General features: G+C 69.3%; 16 protein-coding genes and 1 pseudogene. 10 read left to right on the top strand and 7 right to left on the bottom strand.

Annotated features, from left to right (window positions below):
* The 3 genes from ACODNG_RS06360 to ACODNG_RS06350 all read left to right on the top strand — a co-directional run bounded on the left by ACODNG_RS06360 (nucleotide 1) and on the right by ACODNG_RS06350 (nucleotide 3038).
* Nucleotides 1-1821 (top strand): ribosome biogenesis/translation initiation ATPase RLI, encoded by a 1821-nt coding sequence (locus tag ACODNG_RS06360; RefSeq protein WP_434522890.1) that lies wholly within the window; start codon nucleotides 1-3, stop codon nucleotides 1819-1821.
* A 112-nt stretch (nucleotides 1822-1933) separates the two neighbouring features.
* Nucleotides 1934-2677: a creatininase family protein gene (locus ACODNG_RS06355; RefSeq protein ID WP_434522889.1), complete on the top strand. Its 744-nt coding sequence runs from the start codon at nucleotides 1934-1936 to the stop codon at nucleotides 2675-2677.
* 94 nt (nucleotides 2678-2771) lie between these two features.
* Nucleotides 2772-3038, top strand: coding sequence for an HAH_0734 family protein (locus ACODNG_RS06350; RefSeq protein WP_434522888.1), 267 nt, complete (start codon nucleotides 2772-2774; stop codon nucleotides 3036-3038).
* 33 nt (nucleotides 3039-3071) lie between these two features.
* On the opposite strand, the gene ACODNG_RS06345 is transcribed toward ACODNG_RS06350, so the two are convergent.
* The 3 genes from ACODNG_RS06345 to ACODNG_RS06335 all read right to left on the bottom strand — a co-directional run bounded on the left by ACODNG_RS06345 (nucleotide 3072) and on the right by ACODNG_RS06335 (nucleotide 4590).
* Nucleotides 3072-3701 (bottom strand): L-threonylcarbamoyladenylate synthase, encoded by a 630-nt coding sequence (locus tag ACODNG_RS06345; RefSeq protein WP_434522887.1) that lies wholly within the window; start codon nucleotides 3699-3701, stop codon nucleotides 3072-3074.
* A gap of 81 nt (nucleotides 3702-3782) precedes the next feature.
* Nucleotides 3783-4292, bottom strand: coding sequence for a redoxin domain-containing protein (locus ACODNG_RS06340; protein ID WP_434522886.1), 510 nt, complete (start codon nucleotides 4290-4292; stop codon nucleotides 3783-3785).
* A 1-nt stretch (nucleotide 4293) separates the two neighbouring features.
* Nucleotides 4294-4590 (bottom strand): glutathione S-transferase N-terminal domain-containing protein, encoded by a 297-nt coding sequence (locus ACODNG_RS06335; RefSeq protein ID WP_434522885.1) that lies wholly within the window; start codon nucleotides 4588-4590, stop codon nucleotides 4294-4296.
* Between the two features lie 165 nt (nucleotides 4591-4755).
* On the opposite strand from ACODNG_RS06335, the gene ACODNG_RS06330 reads away from it, so the two are divergent.
* The gene (locus tag ACODNG_RS06330; RefSeq protein ID WP_434522884.1) at nucleotides 4756-6180 is read left to right on the top strand and encodes a hemolysin family protein; all 1425 of its coding nucleotides are present in this window, start codon (nucleotides 4756-4758) and stop codon (nucleotides 6178-6180) included.
* Nucleotides 6181-6662: 482 nt separating this feature from the next.
* Here ACODNG_RS06330 and ACODNG_RS06325 read toward each other — a convergent pair whose 3' ends face one another.
* The gene (locus tag ACODNG_RS06325) at nucleotides 6663-7394 is read right to left on the bottom strand and encodes a DUF5781 family protein (RefSeq protein WP_434522883.1); all 732 of its coding nucleotides are present in this window, start codon (nucleotides 7392-7394) and stop codon (nucleotides 6663-6665) included.
* A 144-nt stretch (nucleotides 7395-7538) separates the two neighbouring features.
* On the opposite strand from ACODNG_RS06325, the gene ACODNG_RS06320 reads away from it, so the two are divergent.
* Nucleotides 7539-8561 (top strand): WD40/YVTN/BNR-like repeat-containing protein, encoded by a 1023-nt coding sequence (locus ACODNG_RS06320; RefSeq protein WP_434522882.1) that lies wholly within the window; start codon nucleotides 7539-7541, stop codon nucleotides 8559-8561.
* A gap of 45 nt (nucleotides 8562-8606) precedes the next feature.
* Here the strand turns inward: ACODNG_RS06320 and ACODNG_RS06315 are convergent, their stop codons facing one another.
* Both ACODNG_RS06315 and ACODNG_RS06310 read right to left on the bottom strand, forming a co-directional pair.
* Nucleotides 8607-9326 (bottom strand): queuosine precursor transporter, encoded by a 720-nt coding sequence (locus ACODNG_RS06315; protein ID WP_434522881.1) that lies wholly within the window; start codon nucleotides 9324-9326, stop codon nucleotides 8607-8609.
* Nucleotides 9319-9576, bottom strand: coding sequence for a ribbon-helix-helix domain-containing protein (locus tag ACODNG_RS06310; RefSeq protein ID WP_434522880.1), 258 nt, complete (start codon nucleotides 9574-9576; stop codon nucleotides 9319-9321). Before ACODNG_RS06310 ends, ACODNG_RS06315 begins: the two co-directional genes overlap by 8 nt.
* Nucleotides 9577-9732: 156 nt before the next feature.
* Here ACODNG_RS06310 and ACODNG_RS06305 point away from each other — a divergent pair, with 156 nt between their 5' ends.
* The 4 genes and pseudogenes from ACODNG_RS06305 (at nucleotide 9733) to ACODNG_RS06290 (ending at nucleotide 14186) form a co-directional block, all read left to right on the top strand.
* Nucleotides 9733-10314, top strand: coding sequence for a biotin transporter BioY (locus ACODNG_RS06305; RefSeq protein ID WP_434522879.1), 582 nt, complete (start codon nucleotides 9733-9735; stop codon nucleotides 10312-10314).
* Nucleotides 10315-10344: 30 nt separating this feature from the next.
* Nucleotides 10345-11142, top strand: coding sequence for an energy-coupling factor ABC transporter ATP-binding protein (locus ACODNG_RS06300; RefSeq protein WP_434522878.1), 798 nt, complete (start codon nucleotides 10345-10347; stop codon nucleotides 11140-11142).
* Nucleotides 11139-11852 carry an energy-coupling factor transporter transmembrane component T family protein gene (locus ACODNG_RS06295; RefSeq protein WP_434522877.1) on the top strand — a complete coding sequence of 238 codons (714 nt, stop codon included), beginning with the start codon at nucleotides 11139-11141 and terminating at the stop codon, nucleotides 11850-11852. Before ACODNG_RS06300 ends, ACODNG_RS06295 begins: the two co-directional genes overlap by 4 nt.
* 125 nt (nucleotides 11853-11977) lie before the next feature.
* A pseudogene (locus tag ACODNG_RS06290) lies at nucleotides 11978-14186 on the top strand (heterodisulfide reductase-related iron-sulfur binding cluster).
* A gap of 34 nt (nucleotides 14187-14220) precedes the next feature.
* On the opposite strand, the gene ACODNG_RS06285 reads toward ACODNG_RS06290, so the two are convergent.
* Nucleotides 14221-14517, bottom strand: a complete 297-nt coding sequence (locus ACODNG_RS06285) for a hypothetical protein (RefSeq protein WP_434522876.1) — start codon at nucleotides 14515-14517, stop codon at nucleotides 14221-14223.
* A gap of 229 nt (nucleotides 14518-14746) precedes the next feature.
* Between ACODNG_RS06285 and ACODNG_RS06280 the strand changes: the two genes are divergently transcribed.
* On the top strand, nucleotides 14747-15748 hold the full coding sequence (locus ACODNG_RS06280; RefSeq protein ID WP_434522875.1) for a PstS family phosphate ABC transporter substrate-binding protein: 1002 nt from the start codon (nucleotides 14747-14749) through the stop codon (nucleotides 15746-15748).
* Nucleotides 15749-15781 lie beyond the last annotated feature (33 nt).

Here is a 15781-nt window from a genome sequence, read left to right as displayed (position 1 = left end):
ATGGCCGACGATAGTATCGCGGTCGTGGACCTCGATCGGTGTCAGCCCGACCGCTGTAACTACGAGTGTATGAAGGACTGCCCGCCCAACCGGACGGGCAAGGAGTGTATCACGAAGCGGGGCGAGGACGCGGAGGAGGGCGACCCCGACCAGATCCACATCTCCGAGGAGATCTGTCTGGGCGAGAGCTGCGGCATCTGCGTCAACTCCTGTCCGTTCGACGCGATCGAGATCATCAACCTCCCCTCCGAGCTCGACGACGACCCGGTTCACCGCTACGGCGACAACGCCTTCTCGCTGTACGGTCTCCCGACGCCGGAGCCGGGCAGCGTCACCGGTATCCTCGGGCCGAACGGGATCGGAAAGTCGACCGCGGTCCACGCGCTCGCCGGCGAGATGGTCCCGAACCTCGGCGACCACGCGGCCGACGGCGACTGGGAGCGCGTCCTCGACCGCTTCCGCGGCACCGGTCTCCAGAACTACCTCGAATCGCTGAAGGAGGGCGACGTGACGGTCGCGCGCAAGCCGCAGTACGTCGACCAGATCCCGAACCAGTTCGACGGAAACACCCGCGAACTGCTGGAGCGCACCGACGAGCGCGGCGCGCTCGACGACCTCGTCGACCGGCTCAACATCCGGCCGGTGATGGACCAGGACATCGACTCCATCTCCGGCGGCGAACTGCAGCGCGTCGCCATCGCGGCGTGTCTCGCGCGCGACGCCGACTTCTACTTCCTCGACGAGATTACCCCGTACCTCGACATCGGCCAGCGGATGATCGTCGCGCGGCTCATCCGCGAGCTGGCGGACGACGACGCCGCGGACCGGTCGATGCTCGTCGTCGAACACGACCTCGCCATCCTCGACCTGCTCGCGGACACCCTCCACGTCGCGTACGGGGAGCCGGGCGCGTACGGGGTCATCACCGATCCCAAGTCGGTCCGTAACGGGATCAACGAGTACCTGAAGGGGTACCTCGACAACGAGAACATGCGGATCCGCCCGTCGGCGATCACCTTCGAGGAGCACGCGCCGCGGGTCGCCTCCCGGAGCGAGACGCTGATCGAGTACCCCGACATGACGAAGTCGTACGGCGACGGCGAGTTCGAGCTTCGCGTCGAGGGCGGCGAGATCAACCGCTCCGAGGTGCTCGGCGTCGTCGGCCCGAACGGGATCGGGAAGTCCACGCTCGCGCAGCTGTTCACGGGTGACCTGACGCCCGACGAGGGCGAGCTCGACTTCGCGCTCGACATCTCCTACAAACCGCAGTACATCGACATCGACCAGCACATGCGGGTCGACGCGTTCCTCGCCTCCATCACCGACGAGTTCGGCTCCTCCTACTGGAACACCGAGATCGCCCAGCCGCTCCAGCTGGAGCGCGTGATGGAGCAGAACCTCTCGGATCTCTCCGGCGGCGAGCGCCAGCGCGTCGCCATCGCGGCGTGTCTCTCCGACGACGCCGACCTCTACCTGCTCGACGAGCCGTCCGCGCACCTCGACGTGGAACAGCGCGTGCGGGCGACGACCGCGATCCGCCGGTACGCCGAGAACCACGACGCGACGGTGATGGTGATCGACCACGACATCTACATGATCGACCTGCTCGCCGACCGCCTGATGGTGTTCGACGGCGAGCCGGCCGAGCGCGGGCGCGCCGCGCCGCCCCAGGACATGCGCGACGGGATGAACGAGTTCCTCTCCGACCTCGAGATCACCTTCCGCCGCGACGAGCGCACGGGGCGTCCCCGGATCAACAAGCCGGGGTCGCAGCTCGACAGCCAGCAGAAGCGCGACGGCGAGTACTACTACTCCGGCTGAGCCGCTCGCATCAGCGACTCGTTCGCCCTCGCCGCCCCTCGCACCCCGACTTCCCGCGCTCCGCCTCGCCGCTACCCCGAACCTTTCCTCGCCTGACTCCGGAGCCTCCGCCATGCCCGAGACGGACGCCGACCTGTTCGGCATGACCTGGGAGGACGCCGAAAGCGCGGTCGACGACGCCGACTTCGCGGTCCTCCCGACCGGCAGCATCGAGCAGCACGGCCCGCACCTCCCGGTGTCGACCGACACGCTCCGTGCGGACCACCTCACCGCCGAACTCGTCGACGCCGCCGACGAGTTCGACCTCAACCTGCTGCGTCTCCCGACGCTGCCGTACGGCCAGTCGGAGCACCACATGCGGTTCCCGGGGACCGTCACCCTCTCGACGGAGACGTACGTCGACGTGGTCCGCGAGATCGGCGAGTCGATCGCCGACCACGGCGTCGACCGCCTGCTCATCGTGAACTGCCACGGCGGGAACCGCGAGCCGCTCTCGATCGCCGCCGACCGGCTCGGCCGCGACACCGACCTCACGGTCCACTTCGTCCACTGGACGGACTTCGCGCGCGAGGAGCTGGAGGCGGCGTTCGGCGAGGGGTGGGGCCACGCCGGTGACCACGAGACGAGCTTCGTCGAGCTGTACCGCCCGGACCTCGTTCGGACCGAGAAGAAGGAACCGCAGGAGGCGGACGAGATGCCCCGAACGCGGAGCTACGAGTACTTCGACGAGGTGACCGAGCTGGGCGGGCTGGGCGACCCGACGAACAGCGACCCGGACGCGCTCGAACCGATCGTCGCCGCGACGACCCGGGAAATCCTCGGCGCGCTCGTCGAGGATCTCGATCGGGGGTGGTGAGCGGACGGGGCTCCGGGCGCCCCGCGGGAGACCCCACCGCGATCCGATCCGCGGTATCGAAGCGATTAAGCCCGGAACACGCGAACGCCGGCACATGCACCACCTCATCATCCGCGGCGACCCCGACATCCGGCGGGACGCGGTGATCGAGCACGACGGCGAGGAGCTGGTCTGTTTCGGAATTAACGTTCAGGGCGGCTGGCACGGCCCGGACGAGCCGCAGCTCTGGTGTACCGTCGGCACCGAAGAGGAGCGCGAGGCGTACGACAAACGTGAGTACGTCCCCCACTGGCTCGACGTCGAGACGGTCGACGCAGAGGACCTCGACGTGGTCAAGGCGAAAGGCGAGCTGTCGGTCTAACTCGCGCGAACGAAGGCTTCTCGCCGGCTCTCCTCACTCCTCTACCGGCGGGTCCGCCAGCCACGCCTCGATGGCGCCGGCCATCGCGCCGCGGCGGTGGATCGTCCCCGCCTCGGGGTCGACGACCGTACTCTCCGTGCCGGGCGCCTCTCCGTCGTCGATCACGGTGGCGACCCCCTCGCGGATCCGGTCGTCGAGTTCGTTCGGGTGCGTGACGCTGCCGGTTCCCGAAACGTTGGCGCTCGTCGCGGTGAGCGGACCGGTCTCGACCAGCAGCGCCCGAGCGAGGTCGTGGTCCGGCACGCGGATCCCGACCCGGTCGCGCCCGGCGGTGAGCGCGTCGGGCACCTGGTCGCCGCGCTCGACGACGACGGTCACCGGTCCCGGGAGGAACGCCCGCGCGAAGGCGACGGCCAGCTCCGTCGGGCGGGTGTAGCGGAGCGCGTCGTCGACGCTCGCGACGCCGAGCGAGAGCGGGTTCGACCGATCCCGGCCCTTCAGGTCGAAGACGCGCTCGACGGCGTCGGGGTCGAGCGCGTCGCCGCCCAACCCGTACACCGTCTCCGTCGGGTAGACGACGAGGCCGCCGTGGTCGACGGCGGCGGCCGCCGCGCGCAGCTCGTCGGATCGGTCCGGTCGGTCGGCGCTCGTGTCGGCGGTCACGCGCGACCGTTCGGCGCCGAGTTGAAAAAGGGTGACGAGTGTGTGCGCGACGTTCGCGTCAGTTGGTTCGCCGTCGTCGCGTCAGTTGACGAGGTCCGCGACCGCGTCGCCGATCGCCTCGGCGTCGGGGAACTCCGGGTGTTCGCTCGCGACCCACGCGTACTCGACGGTACGGTCGGCATCGAGGAGGAACACGGCCGGGCGGCTCTCGGTGATCCCGGTCATCCCGTCGATGTCGTGGGCGAGACCGTACTCCTCGATGACGCCCGCGCCGGGGTCGGAGAAGATCCGGACGCCGTCGCCGCGGTCGGCGAGCAGGCGCTTGTGGGCGTACGGCGTCGAGATGGAGAGACCGAGCACGTCGACCTCGTCGGCCCAGCCGTGGTCGTCGACGGTGTTGTAGAGGTACGTCCCCTGGAAGGCGCCGTCCATCGGGTGGAACAGCAGGAGCGTCGGGCCGTCGACAACACCGTCGAGCGCGCGATCCTCCCAGAACTCGTCGTTCGCGAGCGGGCGGGTGAAGTCGGGCGCGACCTCGCCCTCGGCGACGTGGTCGGTCTCGGGCAGGGAGACGACGTCGAAGTCGGGCATCTCAGGCACCTCCCTCGGCGTCGACTGCGCGGCCCCCATCGGTCGCCGCGTCGCCGTAGGTCCCCTTGAGGTACTCGACGATATTCGCGCTCTCAGACATGGTGACGCCGGTCTCGCGGTCGACGATCGCCGGGACGCTCCGGGCGCCGGAGACGCGCTTGACGACGTTGCGCTCGGAGTGCATCGGCTCGACGTACCGGGACCGGTACTCCAGGTCCAGCTCGTTCAGCGTCCGGACCACGCGCTCGCAGAACGGACACGCCTGGAGCCGGTACAGGGTGATCTGTGGCTCGCTCATACCGCGTGATTCGCCCGCGAGACGGGTAATCGTGTCGGCAGCGGCACCCCTCGGCCGGGGCGAGTTCGGCCGGTCGCCGAGACGCGCTTCGCGCCGACGATCGGGCCGCGTCGAGGGTAGCCGAAGGGAACGCTTTAATCGCGGGGCGACGGATGACAAACGAATATGGGCTTGTCGTCTAGCGCGCCGGTGGTCGACCTCCTCCAGATACCGATGCCGGGCGATAGCGTCGTGACCATCCTCGGCGCCGTCGCGATCCTCGTGTTGGTCGGGCTCTCGGCGTTCTTCTCCTCGTCCGAGATCGCGATGTTCTCGCTGCCGCAACACCGCATCGACAGTCTCGTCGACGAGGGGGTGACGGGCGCGAAGACGATCGCGGACATGAAACAGAACCCCCACCGGCTGCTGGTGACGATCCTCGTCGGCAACAACATCGTCAACGTGGCGATGACCTCCATCGCCACCGCGCTGTTCGGGATCTACCTCTCGCGGGGCCAGTCGGTGCTGGCGACGACGTTCGGGATCACGACGCTCGTGCTGATCTTCGGCGAGAGCGCGCCGAAGTCGTACGCGGTCGAGAACACCGAGTCGTGGGCGCTCCGGATCGCCCGCCCGCTAAAGGCCTCCGAGTACGCGCTGTACCCGCTCGTCGTCCTCTTCGATTACATCGTCAAGGGCGTCAACCAGATCATCGGCGGATCGTCCGCCATCGAGTCGACGTACGTCACCCGCGACGAGATCCAAGACATCATCGAGACGGGCGAGCGCGAGGGGGTCATCGAGGAGGAGGAGCGAGAGATGCTCGACCGCATCTTCCGCTTTAACAACACCATCGCCAAGGAGGTGATGACGCCGCGGCTCGACGTCACCGCGGTCGCGAAGGAGGATTCCGTCGAGGAGGCGATCGAGACGTGTATCCAGGCCGACCACGAGCGCGTCCCCGTCTACGAGGGGAACCTCGACAACATCATCGGCGTGGTCACGGTGCGCGATCTGGTCCGCGAGCTGCGCTACTCCGAGGGACAGCCCTCCTTAGAGCGGGTGGTCAAGCCCACGCTCCACGTCCCCGAGTCGAAGAACGCCGACGAGCTGCTCGCGGAGATGCAGGAGAACCGCCTCCAGATGGTCACCGTCATCGACGAGTTCGGCACCACGGAGGGGATCATCACCTTGGAGGACATGGTCGAGGAGATCGTGGGCGAAATTCTGGAGGGCGACGAGGAGGCCCCCGTGGAGTTCCTCGAAGACAACGTCGCGGTCGTCCAAGGCGAGGTGAACATCGACGAGGTCAACGAGATCCTCGGGATCGACCTCCCCGAGGGCGAGGAGTTCGAGACGCTCGCCGGCTTCGTCTTCAACCGCGCCGGCCGCCTCGTCGAGGAGGGCGAGGAGATCGAGTTCGACCAGATCCGGATCCGGATCGAGCGCGTCGACAACACCCGAATCATGTCCGCGCGCGTCACCGTCCTCGACGGTGCCGCCACGGCGACGGATTCGACCGCCCCGGTGGAGACGACCGACTCGACCGAGGGAGACGGGACGGTGGAGGCGGACGGCGACGGCGAACCCGCCCAGAACGACGCGGAATAGGACGCGGAGTACGAGGTTTTCAGAGATCGGAGCGGTTGTTTATAAATGGCTGATCACGGATCCGCAGAGGGTACCGCCAAGGCCCCAGCCGATCGTTTATAAATGACTGACAACGGATCGACGGCGAACACCGCCAAAGCCCCAGTCGCGAGGCGGGCGCACGCTCGCTGCGCTCCTCGCTCGGTCGCTCACTCCGTTCGCTTCCTCGCTCCGGTGCTTGCGTCGCCTGCGCCCGCCTCGCGACTGCCCCTTTGAGTCCCACCCCGCACAGCGACCGCACCTCACACCTCCCCAGCCTCGTCGGCCTCCCTCCGCTTCGCTCCGGTCGGCCGACTCCCTCGCGCGTGCTCCTCGCGGCCGCCAAGGGCGGCCGCTCGCAGGCACGCGCCACCGCAATTCGGTTTATAAGTAATCGCGGTGGTTGGCCTCGTCTCAAAAAGGCGTAGCCCGCAATTCGGCCGTCCGTGTGCCGCGTTCCGTTTTTAAACAGCGTACGCGCGGGCGGCCGCGACGAGCGCCTTCCGATAGTCGCTCTCCGAGGGGTCGTGGCCGAGGTCGAGGAATCTGTTTTTAAACGCGTCGACGTCGACGGCGTCGGTGTCGCTGCCGGCCGCGCGCGCGAGGTCATATATCCGGTGGTCGGGTCCGGCGATGTCGTGTCTCTCCACGAGAGCGAGCGCGAACGCGGCGTTGACGGCCGTGATCTCGGGGTCGGCGCCGGCCGTCACCGGCGGCGAGCCGGTGCGCGACACGTCGGGGCGGTCCGCCACTGCGGCCGCCAGCGTCGACTCGAGGAAGCCGAGGAGCTTGTCCGCGGGCGCCACCGAGAGCGTGATGTCGTCGGCGTAGATGTCCTTCATGTGGTTCGCGATCTGGTAGCAGTGCGCGAGCTTGCGGCGCTCGACCTTCTCGCCGGAGAGACCGAGGTACAGCGCCTCCTCGGTCGACTGGAGGTGCGAGGGGTGCCCCTCTTCGTAGCGCGCCATGTGCGCCAGCTCGTGGATCGCCAGCTCGCGCGCCATCGCGCTCGTGGCGGCCCGCCGCGAGACGTTCAGGACGTGGTGGTCGTCGTAGTGGCCGGCCCAGGTCCGCTCGTCGGGGTCCTCGCGGACCACGACGCGGACCGGCGACTCGACGGAGCGCTCGGTCTCGAAGAGGTCCGCGGCGCCGAGAAACGGGTCGGGGGGAACGTCCCCTTGGACGCGAAGATCCATGTGTACAGTTCGCACGGGAGCGGGCGGTAAGTCTCTTGCGCTCGTGGAACCCCGCGTCGCGGCGTCACGGCGTCGCCGCGCCGACAACTCGATTTCCCCGGAGCCCGGCGTACGCTTTTGAGCCTCCCGGCCGAACTCGGAGCCATGCGCGTCTACGCGGCCTACGACGACGGGCTCCGGATCGTCGACCCCGAGACGGGCGCGGTCGAGACGCGTCTGTCTGGCCAGCGCGTCGAGTGCCTCTCCGTCGCGACCCCCGATACGACCGACGAGGCGGGAGAAACTGCGGACCGCGCGCCGCGCGTCCTCGCGGGGACGTTCGACGCCGGGTTGTTCCGCTCGGTCGACGGCGGGGAGCGGTTCGCGTGCGTGGCGGCCGCGACGCTGGGTCCCGAGGGGTCCGGACCGGACTCGGTGACCGCGGTCGCGACCAGCCCGCACGACCCCGAGGTCGTCTGGATCGGCACGGAGCCGTCGCGGGCGTACCGCTCTGCGGACGGCGGCGAGACGGCTCAGCGCGTCGGCGGGCTGACCGACGTCCCGTCCGCGTCCGAGTGGTCGTTCCCGCCCCGCCCCGACACGCACCACGTGCGGTGGATCGAACCCTGCCCGGCGGACCCGGAGCGGTGGCTCTTCGGTATCGAGGCGGGCGCGCTCGTCGCGACGCCCGACGGCGGCGAGACGTGGACCGACCGTCCGCCGGGGTCCCGCCGCGACACGCACGCGATGGCCACCCATCCCGACGCGCCCGACCGCGTCTACGCCGCCGCCGGCGACGGCTTCGCCGAGAGCGACGACCGCGGCGACTCGTGGCGCGTCCGCGACGACGGCCTCGATCACGGCTACGTCTGGGGACTGGCGGTCGACCCGGGCGATCCGGACACCGCGCTCGTCAGCGCGGCGGAGAGCGCGACGGCCGCCCACCGCCGCGGCGAGGCGCACCTGTACCGCTACCGCCGCAACGAAGGATTTGATCGGCTCGACGACCGCGGGTTTCCGACTGGAGAGGGCACCTATCGGGCCGTGTTGGCGTCCGGTCGCGCCGCCGGAGCGATCTGGGCGCTCTCGAACCGCGGCCTCTTCGTCACCCGCGACGCGGGCGACTCCGTCGAGCAGGTGCCGGCCGACCTCCCCGACCGTCCGGCGCGGGCGCTGGCGATCGCTTGAGCCGAGGGAAACGGAGCGAACGAGAACCGAGCGCGGCCGGTCTGGTCAGTTCCGGACCGCGCCGACGACGAGGTAGACGACCGGCGTGTCGAGGACGGCGATGGCGAGTTTGAGGAGGTACTGGCCGAGTCCGAGCGCGAGCAGCGCCGGCGGGTCGAACACCGGCCCGACGCCGAGCAGCAGCGGCGCGGCGTAGAAGGCGATTCCGACGAAGATGACGGTGTCGATGGCCTGGCTCGTCGCCGTCGACGCGAGGTTACGGAGCCACAGCATGCGCTCTCCGGTGCGGTCGCGGATCGCGTGGAAGACGAACACGTCCCAGTTCTGGCTGACGACGTACGCCAGCAGGCTGCCGACGACGATGTTCGCCGCCGGCCCGAGCGCGGTCTGGAAGGCGGCCGACACCTCGGGGTCGACCCCGGGCGCCGCGAGCGTCGACCACACCAGCGCCAACACGAGGAAGTTCGCGAGGAACGCGACGTTGACGACGACCTGCGTCGCCCGCCGGCCGTACAGCTCCGCGTAGCAGTCCGACGCGAGGAACGTGAGCGCGTACGCCAGCGCCGCGCCGGGCAGCATGATCTCCGGGCCGACGACCGGCAGCGCGAACGGGAGCGGGAGCGCGAGCACCTTCGCGGCGGTGAGCTGCGAGGTCGCGAGCGCGACCGTGAACAGCGTGATCAGCGCGACCGCCGCGACCGCCGACCGGTCCAGCGGATCGGTCCGGAAGGGACCCCCTTCGCCGCTCGCGGTTCGGCTACTCATCGGTCTCCTCCGCCGACTCTCTCGTCCCCGAATCGCCGACCGTCGCCTCGGTCGCCGAGCCGGCCGCGGTCGACGGCGCGTCTTCGTCGAGCCGGTCGTGGCGGGCGTCGATCTCGTCGAGCAGGTCGAGGTTCTTGCGGATCGAGGCGCGCACCGCGTCGCTGCGGTTCACGAACTTCCCGTCGTCGCCGACGTGATCGTCGAGGTCGGCGAGCAGCTCCGCCGGAATCTCGACGCTTATCTTGGGCATACTCGCGTCGTGGACGCCGGGCGGACATGAACGTTATTATCTGAGGATTATCGAGAGAGTCTACGGGTGCTCGGAACGGCTGTGTGTCGCTTCACCCTCGCCCGCTCCCGACTCGTAAACCGCTACGTTAAAGTGAGTTTACGAGTCCGTTCAGCCATGGCTACGAACACGGAGTCCGTCGACCTCGTCGGCGACGAGGCGGCGACCAACCTCGCTCGCGCCGCGCTGTTCGCGGCGATTGTGGGGGCGTTCGCGTACGTGACGTTCCAGAATCCGGTCTCGCCGGTGGACGTGACGCTTCAGGTGCTCGGCGTCTTCCTCGCGGGGATATTCCTCGGTCCGGTGTGGGGCGGCGCGTCGCTGGTCCTCTACCTCGCGGCCGGGGCGCTCGGCGCGCCCGTCTTCGAGGGCGGGTCGGCCGGCGTCGGCCAGCTCGTCGGGCAGTCGGCCGGCTACCTCTGGTCGTACCCGATCGCCGCGGCGGTCGTCGGCGCGGTCGTCCACCGCGGCGCGACGCTCCGCAACCTCGACTCCGTCGGTCTCCCGACCCTCGTCGGCGCCATGGTCCTCGGGACCGTCGTCATCTACGGCTTCGGCGTTGCCGGTCTCATGCTGGTGCTGTCGCTCGGCCCGGTCGAGGCGATCGCCGCCGGCGCCGCCGCGTTCCTCCCGGCCGAGGCCCTGAAGATCGCCGCCGCGGTCGGCGTCGTCAGATCCGACGCGATCGCCGCGGCGTGAGGCGCTCGTGAGCGCACGCGAGGTGAGACCGTGATCGAACTCGACGGTGTCACGTGTCGGTACGGCCGAGGCGGCGACGAGGGGGAAGACGGCGACGACGGTGACGCCGATTCCGATGGCGACGCCGACGCCGCCACCACCGTCGCCGTCGACGATGTCACCCTCTCGGTCCCCGACGGCGAGTTCCTCGTCGTCGCGGGCGCGAACGGCTCGGGCAAGACCACCCTCGTCAGGACGTTCAACGGGCTCGTCGAGCCGGACGCCGGGACGGTCTCGGTGAACGGAACTCCCGTCGACGAGGACCTCGTCGCCGCGCGCTCGGCGGTCGGGATGGTGTTCCAGGACCCGCGCGACCAGCTGGTCGCCGCGACCATCGGGGCCGACGTCGCGTTCGGACCGGAGAACCTCGGCCTCTCCCACGACGAGATCGACCGGCGGGTCGACGAGGCGCTCGCGGCCGTGAACATGTCGGGTCGGGAGCGCGAGCGGATCGACTCCCTCTCCGGGGGCGAGCGCGAGCGCGTCGCGATCGCGGGCGCGCTCGCGATGGGGCCGGACCACCTCGTGTTGGACGAGCCGTTCACCGGTCTCGACGAGCCGGCCCGGCGGTCGGTCGTGGAGCGACTCCGAGCGCTTCACGCCGAGGGGACGAGCGTCGTCGTCGTCACGCACGACCTCCGCGACGTCGCCGCGCTCGCCGACCGGATCGTCGGGCTCGCGGACGGACGGATCGCGGTCGACGCGCCGCCCGAGGAGGCGGTCGAGTCGCTCCCCGGGCTGGACGTACGGGTGCCGGAGGGAGGCGAGCTCGGCGGCTCGATCGGATGACGCTATCCTTCGTCCCCGGCGACTCGTTCGCCCACCGGCTCGATCCGCGGTCGAAGCTGCTCGTCCAGGTCGCGTTCGCGGCCGTCGCGTACGCGTACACCACCCCGCGTGGACTCGCCCTCCTCACGCTCGTCGCCGTCGGCTGCCTGCTCGTCGCCGACGGCGGACCGCGCGACCTGTGGAGCTACCGGGTCGCGTTCCCGGTGCTCCTCTTCGCTCCCCTCGTCGCGGGCGCGACGCTCGGCGCGCCGTGGTTTCGGGTCGAGCGCGCCGCCGTGACCGGACTCGCGAGCTACCGCGTCCTCCTGCTGCTCGTCGTCGCGGCCGCGTACGTCCGTTCCACTCCCGTCCGCGAGTCGCGCGCGGCGGTCCAGCGGACGATCCCCGGGCGTCCGGGCGTGTTCCTCGGGGTCGGCGTCGCGCTCGTCTTCCGGTTTCTCCCCCTGTTGATACGGGACCTCGCGGCCTCCCGCGCGGCGGTCCGAGCGCGGCTCGGCGCGGAGCGCTCCCGCCGCGAGCGGATGCGACTGGTCGCGGTCGGCGGACTTTCGCGGGCGTTCTCTCGGGCGGACCGCCTCGGGACGGCGCTCGTCGCCCGCTGTTTCGCGTGGAACCCGACGCTCCCGCGGCTGGCGTTCCGCCGCGTCGACGCCCCGGCGTTGGCGCTCGCCGGGTCGATGTTCGCGGCCGCGGTCCTGCGGATCGTGTGACGCGCCGCGCGAGGTGCGTTCCGTCGACGCGACGGTGGTGCGCCGGGTCTCGAAGCGGGTGAACGCCGAGCGACGAACTCCCAGTTGTGGCAAGTTTTAACCCGACCGTATCCGGGTGATCGATCATGACTCCCCTACAGGCGGCCACCCGGGAGACCTTCTGGACCATCGGTCCGGTGGGGAAGGCCGCGTTCTACTGGCTCGCCGCCGTCGCGGTCCTCGTCTTTCTGTACGGCGTCTACGCGCGGTTCGCGGCGTACGCGCGCGGGAGCGCGGACCCGCGAGACCGACTGTCGAACCTCCCCGGTCGGGTGATCGGGGCGACGAAGACCGTCCTCTCGAACGAGAAGCAGTTCGACGGGGACCTCTACGCGGGCGTGATGCGACACGTTCGTGCTGTGGGGGTTCCTCGTCCTCCTCGTCGCGACGACGATCCTCGGGATCGACATCGACCTCTACCGCCCGCTCACGGGCGAGTCGTTCTGGGTCGGCGAGTTCTACCTCGCCTACCAGTTCGCCGTCGACGCGTTCGGCCTGCTGTTCGTCGTCGGCGTCGGCATGGCCGGGTTCCGCCGCTACCGGAAGCGCGAGGGGCGGCTGTGGGGGAAACACACCTCGCTGGAGGACGACGCGTTCGTCTGGACCCTCTTCCTGCTCGGGGTCGGCGGCTTCCTCGTCGAGGGCGTGAGTATGGTCGGACAACCGCAACGGGCGACCGAGACGGTGAGCTTCGTCGGCATGGCGCTCGCGACGGGGCTGGAGACGGCCGGACTCACGGCCGCGGGAGCGGAGGCGATATACGGCGCCCTCTGGTGGAGCCACTCGCTTTTGGCGTTCGCGTTCGTCGCGTGGATCCCGTACGCGAAGCCGTTCCACATGATCTCCTCGTTCGCGAACGTCGTCGCCCGCGACGAGCAGGCGGGCGCGCGGCTCCCGAACGTCCCCGCGGACCTCGATCACACCAACGCCGAGTCGCTCGACGACTTCACCTGGAAGGAGCTGCTCGACGGCGACGCCTGTACGAAGTGCGGGCGGTGTACCGACGCCTGTCCCGCCGACACGGTCGGCCGGAACCTCGACCCGCGGGACGTCATCCTCGACCTGAAGGCGTACCGCGAGTCGGTGAGCGACGACCCGGTGGCCGGCCGGCGAGCAGAGGCGGTGACTGACGGCGGGACCGCGAGCACGGGCGGCGGCGTGGACAGTTCCGCCGCCGCCAGCGACGGCGGCACGGTCCCAATCGTCGCCGACGAGGGCGGCGTGATCGACGCCGAGTCGATGGAGTCGTGTATGTCCTGTATGGCGTGTATGGACGCCTGCCCGGTCGACATCGAACACCTCACCTCCTTCACGAAAATGAACCGCCAGCTCGTCGACGAGGGGGCGGTCGATTCGAACCTCCAGGACGTGTTCCAGGATGTCATGCAGAAGGGGAACACCTTCGGCGAGTCGCAGTCGGCGCGCGGCGACTGGGCGGACGAACTCGACGACGTCGAGGTCCCGGACGCCCGCGAAAACGAGGTCGAGTACCTCTGGTACGTCGGCGACTACCCGAGCTTCGACGACCGGAACAAGAAGGTCGCCCGCGCGCTCGCTCGCCTCTTCGACGAGGCCGACGTGTCGTTCGGCATCTTATTCGACGACGAGAAGACCGACGGCAACGACATCCGCCGGATCGGCGAGGAGTTCCTCTACCTCGAACTGGCGGGTCACCACGTCGAGACGTTCGCGGACTGCGAGTTCGAGAACGTCGTCTGTACGGACCCGCACTCCTACAACACCATCAAAAACGAGTACCCCGAGGTCGACTTCGCCGAGTTCGCCGACGACCCGATGATGCCGTTCGAGCGCGAGGAGACGTGGAACTCGGAGGGAGAAATCGGCGTGTTCCACTGGACGCAGGTGGTCGAGGAGCTGGTCGAGGCGGGGCGGCTCGACCTCTCCGGCGACGAGCTGGACTACACCGTCACCTACCACGACCCCTGTCACCTCGGCCGGTACAACGACGAGTACGAGGCGCCCCGCGAGCTCATCTCAGCGACCGGCGCCGACCTGTACGAGATGCCGCGCTCGCGCGACGACTCGTTCTGCTGTGGCGGGGGCGGCGGCGGTCTCTGGACCGAGCACGACGAGGCGGTCAAGCCGAGCGAGGAGCGCCTCCGCGAGGCGGTCGAGGACACCGACGCGGGCGCCGATATCGAGAAGTTCGTCGTCGCCTGCCCGATGTGTACGACGATGTTCGAGGACGGGCGGAAGACGGGGAACTTCGAGGAGGACGTTGAGGTCGTCGACGTCGCGGAACTCCTGATCGAGGCGGTGGAGACCGGGTCGTAGCGGTCGGGGACCGTTTTTCGTCCGCCCGCCGAATCTACGCGCGCCCCGACAGCGCGTCCGCCGCGTCGTCGGTGCGACGCAGCAGCGCCCGCCCGGGGGCGCGATCGCGGACCGGCGCGTCGCCGAGGTAATCGACGAGCGCGTCGCGAAGCAGGGCGACCCCCTCGTCGTCGAGCGGCGTCCCTCGCTCTATCGATTCGATCGGCCGGTGGTACGGGGTGTCGTCGTCGGTCGCGCTCTGCGCGGCGTCGAGCAGCGCGGCGTGAGCCACCCACGCCTCCTCCCGGGAGGTCGTCGGTGCCGGCGGCCCGTCGGTCGTGGGAGGCGTCATTCGTCCGGCTTCTCCCGGTACGGGGACTTAAAACCACGTCACGGTTCGCAGGCGGACTCGACGCCGAGATGCGCTCCCCCGTCGTCGCTCTCGACCCGTCGGCCGCGACAGCGTCGTCTATATACGGATATATATTCTATATGTCGGCACATAGCCGTACCGGGTGGTACGTCTCGCCCCGTACTCCTCATAGCATACTACTTAACTGGAAATCGCCCACCGTCTAGTGATGGCTTCCAGCCACGACGCGGACACAGCGGGGATCACGCGGCGGAAATCGCTCGCGGCGCTCGCCGGCGCGGGGGCGCTGGCGCTCGCGGGCTGTACGCAGAGCTCAGACGGCGGGGATGGCTCCGACGGTGACGACTCGCTGTCGGGCCCGATCAACATCGCCGGTTCGAGTACGGTGTACCCGCTGATGAGCGCGATCATGGAGGACTTCGCCGAGCAGCACCCGCAGGTCGACCCCGACGTGAGCAGGACGGGGTCGGGCGGCGGCTTCTCGAACTTCTTCTGCGTGGGCGAGACCGACTTCAACAACGCCAGTCGGCCGATCCAGCCGGCGGAGGAGGAGCTGTGCGCCGAGAACGGCGTCGAGTACGTCGAGCTGATCGCGGCGACCGACGCGCTCACGGTCGTCGTCAACCCCGAGGCCGACTGGGTCGACTCGCTCACGGTCGAGGAGCTCGCGCAGATCTGGGAGGCCGACCCCGCGCAGACGTGGGACGAGGTCCGCGACGAGTTCCCCAACGAGGAGATCGAGCGGTTCGGCGCGGCCGACACCTCCGGGACGTACGACTACTTCATCGAGAACGTCATGGGCGAGCGCGGCCACACCAGTGACTATCAGGCGACCGAGCAGGACAACAGCATCGCGCAGGGCGTCTCCGGCAGCGAGTTCGCCATCGGCTACTTCGGGTTCTCGTACTACTACCAGAACCCGGACCAGCTGAAGGCGCTCGGCATCGACGACGGCGACGGTCCGGTCGAGCCGAGCCTCGAAACGGCGTCAAGCGGCGAGTACAGTCCGCTCTCGCGCTCGCTGTACACCTACCCCTCGATCGAGTCGCTCGGCGAGGAGCAGGTCGCGGCGTTCGCCCGCTACTTCGTCGAGCAGACGACGAACGAGGACCTCGTCGCCGGCGACGTGGGATACGTCCCCGCGACCGAGGAGACCCAAGAGGAGCAGCTGGAGATCCTCGAAGACGCGATCGAGCAGGCGCAGGAGTAATCTCCCGTGATGAACCGGTGTATTGATTTACGA

The sequence above is a fragment of the Halorubrum sp. AS12 genome (assembly GCF_051122765.1).
GTDB classification, from domain to species: Archaea; Halobacteriota; Halobacteria; order Halobacteriales; family Haloferacaceae; genus Halorubrum; species Halorubrum trapanicum.
Note: the sequence above shows the minus strand (reverse complement) of the source record. Positions and strands in the feature narration are given on the sequence as shown.

Coding starts and splice junctions, on each gene's coding strand:
- ACODNG_RS06360 (WP_434522890.1), top strand. CDS start 1: ATGGCCGACGATAGTATCGCGGTCGTGGACCTCGATCGGTGTCAGCCC.
- ACODNG_RS06355 (WP_434522889.1), top strand. CDS start 1,934: ATGCCCGAGACGGACGCCGACCTGTTCGGCATGACCTGGGAGGACGCC.
- ACODNG_RS06350 (WP_434522888.1), top strand. CDS start 2,772: ATGCACCACCTCATCATCCGCGGCGACCCCGACATCCGGCGGGACGCG.
- ACODNG_RS06340 (WP_434522886.1), bottom strand. CDS start 4,292: ATGCCCGACTTCGACGTCGTCTCCCTGCCCGAGACCGACCACGTCGCC.
- ACODNG_RS06335 (WP_434522885.1), bottom strand. CDS start 4,590: ATGAGCGAGCCACAGATCACCCTGTACCGGCTCCAGGCGTGTCCGTTC.
- ACODNG_RS06330 (WP_434522884.1), top strand. CDS start 4,756: ATGGGCTTGTCGTCTAGCGCGCCGGTGGTCGACCTCCTCCAGATACCG.
- ACODNG_RS06325 (WP_434522883.1), bottom strand. CDS start 7,394: ATGGATCTTCGCGTCCAAGGGGACGTTCCCCCCGACCCGTTTCTCGGC.
- ACODNG_RS06320 (WP_434522882.1), top strand. CDS start 7,539: ATGCGCGTCTACGCGGCCTACGACGACGGGCTCCGGATCGTCGACCCC.
- ACODNG_RS06315 (WP_434522881.1), bottom strand. CDS start 9,326: ATGAGTAGCCGAACCGCGAGCGGCGAAGGGGGTCCCTTCCGGACCGAT.
- ACODNG_RS06310 (WP_434522880.1), bottom strand. CDS start 9,576: ATGCCCAAGATAAGCGTCGAGATTCCGGCGGAGCTGCTCGCCGACCTC.
- ACODNG_RS06305 (WP_434522879.1), top strand. CDS start 9,733: ATGGCTACGAACACGGAGTCCGTCGACCTCGTCGGCGACGAGGCGGCG.
- ACODNG_RS06295 (WP_434522877.1), top strand. CDS start 11,139: ATGACGCTATCCTTCGTCCCCGGCGACTCGTTCGCCCACCGGCTCGAT.
- ACODNG_RS06285 (WP_434522876.1), bottom strand. CDS start 14,517: ATGACGCCTCCCACGACCGACGGGCCGCCGGCACCGACGACCTCCCGG.
- ACODNG_RS06280 (WP_434522875.1), top strand. CDS start 14,747: ATGGCTTCCAGCCACGACGCGGACACAGCGGGGATCACGCGGCGGAAA.